This is a genomic window from Streptococcus mitis (assembly GCF_946190325.1).
GTDB classification, from domain to species: Bacteria; Bacillota; Bacilli; order Lactobacillales; family Streptococcaceae; genus Streptococcus; species Streptococcus mitis_CF.
The window spans coordinates 1-1,272 of the sequence record NZ_CAMHZR010000024.1; the positions used below are offsets into that span (position 1 = coordinate 1).

Genomic DNA, 1,272 nt, shown 5'->3' on the forward strand with positions numbered 1-1,272 from the left:
ATTAAGGTTGATGTAAATAGTATATCTGGTTTAAGTGATGTAAATTCATTTAGTCCAGAACCAGTTAAGAAATCAGAAGCTAAAAAAGCTGTAGATGAAGCACTAAAGGCAAAAGAAGCAGAAATTGATGCGAATAATGACTTAACAGCAGAAGAAAAATTAGCAGCTAAGGAGGAAGCTAAAGCTAAAGCAGATGCAGCTAAGAAAGCAATCGATGAAGCTGATACAGATATTAAGGTTGATGTAAATAGTATATCTGGTTTAAGTGATGTAAATTCATTTAGTCCAGAACCAGTTAAGAAATCAGAGGCTAAAAAAGCAATTGATGCAGCTCTAGAGAAGAAAATAGAAGAAATCGATGCTCGAGATGATTTAACAACTGAAGAGAAAACTGCAGCAAAAGCTGAAGTAGAAAATAAAGCTAATGAGGCAAAAGACGCAATCGATGCAGCAGATACAGACATTAAAGTAGATGTAAATAGTGTATCTGGTTTAAGTGATGTGAACTCGTTTAGTCCAGAAGCAGCTAAAAAACCAGCAGCCAAACAGGCAATAGATGATGCATTAAAAGCAAAAGAAGATGCAATAGATGCGAATGATGATTTAACAGCTGAAGAAAAAACTAAAGCCAAAGCAGAAGCTAAGGCAAAAGCTGATGCAGCGAAAGAAGCAATCGACAATGCGACAACAAACGCAGAAGTGGAACAAGCTAAGACTGCAGGAACGGCATCAGTAGCTTCAGTGACTCCAAAGCCAGTGGCAAAACCGACTGCGAAGCAAGCCATCGACGACGCGCTTAAAGCTAAGAACGACGTGATTGACTCTCGTACAGACTTGACAGATGAAGAGAAAGCTGCGGCTAAGTCAGAAGCAAAAGCTAAGGCCAACGCAGCAAAAGCAGCCATCGATAATGCAACAACAAATGCGGAAGTAGACCGAGCTAAGGTGACTGGAATAACAGAAGTAAAAGCAGTAGATCCACAACCAGAAGCGAAGCCAGAAGCTAAGAAAGCCATCGATGATACCTTAAAAGCTAAGACTGATGAAATAGACTCTCGTACAGACTTGACAGATGAAGAGAAAGCTGCGGCGAAAGCAGACGCTAAAGCGAAAGCTGATGCAGCGAAGACTGCAATCGACAACGCAACAACAAACGATGCAGTAACTCAAGCTAAAAACGATGGGGCAGCAAGTGTAGCTTCAGTAAATCCAACAGCGCAAGCGAAGCCAGCGGCAAAACAAGCTATCGATGATGCATTGAAAGCTAAGACC

At 41.0% G+C, this 1,272-nt stretch carries 1 protein-coding gene; it reads left to right on the plus strand.

Annotation, left to right across the window (positions count from 1 at the left end):
* Positions 1-1,272: DUF1542 domain-containing protein (locus N8M95_RS09155; RefSeq protein ID WP_261050375.1), on the plus strand; the 1,272-nt coding region annotated here is incomplete at both ends.